The organism is Kitasatospora sp. NPDC059408, assembly GCF_042751525.1.
Taxonomy (GTDB): domain Bacteria; phylum Actinomycetota; class Actinomycetes; order Streptomycetales; family Streptomycetaceae; genus Kitasatospora.
The window spans coordinates 1-2,492 of the sequence record NZ_JBHYWI010000179.1 but is presented as its reverse complement, the minus strand read 5'-3'; the positions used below and the strand labels follow the sequence as shown (position 1 = coordinate 2,492).

Annotated in this window: 5 protein-coding genes; 4 read left to right on the top strand and 1 reads right to left on the bottom strand. The window is 65.9% G+C overall.

All coding sequences use genetic code 11. The features are described 5' to 3' along the window. On the bottom strand, positions 1 to 325 hold a 325-nt coding region (locus tag ACFXDE_RS43805), incomplete at its 3' end, for an ATP-binding protein (RefSeq protein WP_380499801.1). Positions 326 to 570: 245 nt separating this feature from the next. Between ACFXDE_RS43805 and ACFXDE_RS43800 the strand changes: the two genes are divergently transcribed. The 4 genes from ACFXDE_RS43800 (at position 571) to ACFXDE_RS43785 (ending at position 2,476) form a co-directional block, all read left to right on the top strand. Beyond that, positions 571 to 1,425 (top strand): helix-turn-helix domain-containing protein, encoded by an 855-nt coding sequence (locus tag ACFXDE_RS43800; RefSeq protein WP_380499799.1) that lies wholly within the window; start codon positions 571 to 573, stop codon positions 1,423 to 1,425. Next, positions 1,422 to 1,631, top strand: a complete 210-nt coding sequence (locus ACFXDE_RS43795) for a DUF397 domain-containing protein (protein WP_380499798.1) — start codon at positions 1,422 to 1,424, stop codon at positions 1,629 to 1,631. Before ACFXDE_RS43800 ends, ACFXDE_RS43795 begins: the two co-directional genes overlap by 4 nt. A 241-nt stretch (positions 1,632 to 1,872) precedes the next feature. After that, entirely contained in the window at positions 1,873 to 2,067 is a 195-nt protein-coding gene (locus tag ACFXDE_RS43790) for a DUF397 domain-containing protein (protein ID WP_380499797.1), read from the top strand. Between the two features lie 70 nt (positions 2,068 to 2,137). Beyond that, positions 2,138 to 2,476, top strand: coding sequence for a DUF397 domain-containing protein (locus tag ACFXDE_RS43785; protein ID WP_380499795.1), 339 nt, complete (start codon positions 2,138 to 2,140; stop codon positions 2,474 to 2,476). The last annotated feature ends 16 nt before the right edge of the window (positions 2,477 to 2,492 follow it).

Below are 2,492 nucleotides of genomic sequence, written 5' to 3'. Positions count from 1 at the left end.
TGACGGATTTGACGATCTGGAGCCCCCGCCCGGCCTCGTCGTCGAGGCCGGGCGGGGAGAGGACGGGCGCGCGGTCGCCACGGGCGTCGTGGACCTCGATGCGGAGACGGGAGGGGGAGACGTCGAGCGCGAGGTAGATGAGGTACCCGGTGGGCGTCCCGTGGAGCACGGCGTTGGTCACGAGCTCGGAGACGGCGAGGAGCCCGGGTTCGAGGAAGCGACCGCCGTGCGGGACGCCGGCGAGGAGCAAGGAGAGCCGCCGCCGCGCCTCGCCCGGCGCTCGACGGCTGCGCGGCAGCCAGATGGAAGAGATGTTGACGGACATGGCGAAGTCACCTTCTGGGAGCGGCGGTTGAGGAAGGTGGCGCCCGGGCGAAGCAAAGGAATGCCCGGCAACAAGCCCACCTTGATCACTCAGGCGAACCGTCGGACTACTCCCTGTAGCATGCCCTCATCGGGCAATTGCATGCAACTGCTTCTCTCAAGCAATTGCATGATCTTGAGGGATGGTTGAGCTCCCGGAGGGGTGGCAAACTATGCAACGAAGCGAACAGCCAGGGAGAGTGACGCATGAGCAGTCCGACCGTGCTGCGGCGTAGGCTCGGCGGCGAGCTCGGCAAGTTGCGCGCATCGCACGAGATGAACGCCAAGGACGTCGCCGCCGCACTGGGTTGGTCAGCCTCCAAGCTCAGCCGCATCGAAAGTGGCTTGGTGCCGCTACAAGAGCGCGACGCGGCCAAACTCTTGGCTCACTACGGAGTCACTTCGCCCGATGAGGTGAAGCACTTCCTCAGCATGACGCGCCAGAGCCGCCAGCAGGGCTGGTGGCACGCGTTCGGCGAGGCCATCCCAGAGCGATTCCGCGCCTACGTGGGCTTCGAATCAGATGCCACGAAGATTCTCGCATTCCACTGCGAGCTGGTTCCTGGGATCCTGCAGACCGAAGCCTACGCACGGAACGTCATCCGGTCGATGAAGCCCGGAGATTCAGCCGAAGAAGTCGAGCGCAGGCTCGCCCTCCGCATGGAACGGCAGCGGATCCTCGATCGAAACAACCCGCCTCACGTCTGGGCGATCATCGGCGAGGCCGTGATACGGCGACCGATCGGCGGCAGCGCCGTCATGGCCGAGCAGCTCAGGCACATCGCCGACCTTGCGGAAGAACGACCGAACATCACCGCGCAGGTCCTCCCGTTTTCTGCAGGAGCACATGCAGCCATGGGCTCGTCGTTCTCGATCCTCTCCTTCAGCGACATCCCTGGCACCGTCGTCTACTCGGAGAACATCACCAGCAAGACCTACATCGAGGAGCAATCCGAGATTGCTCGCCATGAGGATGTCTTCCACCGACTCATGGCCTCATCGGTGCAGCCCGAGAAGGCCATCTCGTGGCTGAGGAACGTCGCAGAGGAGTACGACACGTGATAGATCACTTCCAGACCGTCGTCTGGCGAAAGAGCACGTACAGCGATGGCGACGGCGACTGCATCGAAGTCGCCGACAGCATCACCGGAGCCATCCCGGTCCGCGACAGCAAAGATCCTCACGGCCCTGTCTTGAACTTCACCGCCGACGCCTGGCGGGCATTCGTTGCAGGCGTCAGGACAGATGATTTCCCCACCACACCCTGAACAACAGACGTCTGGGCCGCCCCGCGAGGCTCGCGGGGCGGCCCTCACGACAGATGAGCGCCCCACAAGATCGCTGACGAATCCTCACGCCAAGCCCCCAGGGGCGACAGGCGGTCTTCTCGGCCATCCGCGCAGGCGCCCCTCCCCAAGGCACCCCAATACTGCCTACCCTGGGGTGGCCCCACAGCACTCGTGGGGCCACCCCTAGACACCGATCGGCAGCTCAAGAGGGGCACCCGCGGTGACGACTGACCTGTCCTGGCGAAAGAGCAGTTATAGCAATCCAAACGACGACTGTGTCGAACTTGCCGACTCGAACGGCGTCGCCGTCCGCGACAGCAAGGACCCCCACGGGCCGGCTCTCGGCTTCAGCCCCGAGGCCTGGCGGGCGTTCATCACCGGCATCCAGGCCGGCGACTTCCCGACCACCCTCTGAACCTCTGCCTTGGGGAGGCCCCCGCGAAGCGCGCGGGGGCCTCCCGATCGGCCAGCTCGGAAGGGCACGCATGTCCACTGACTTGATGTGGCGCAAGAGCAGCTACAGCGGCGGCGAAAGCGGCAACTGCGTCGAAGTTGCCGACGGCATCTCGGACATCGTCCCGGTCCGCGACAGCAAGGACCCTCACGGGCCGGCTCTCGGCTTCAGCCACGAGGCCTGGCGGGCGTTCACGTCCTCGATGGTGCGCAGCCGGATGCCGGGCTGGTCGGGCACGGCGAACCCGCGCGCCGCCAGCAGCGGCCGGACCCGCCGGATCGCGGCGGACAGCGTGACTCCTCCCCCGGCTGAAGCCGGGGGCTTCTCGCTAACCCTGGCGGGCGTTGCGACGGACAAGCCCTGCCCGTAGAACGTTGGTGGCTCCC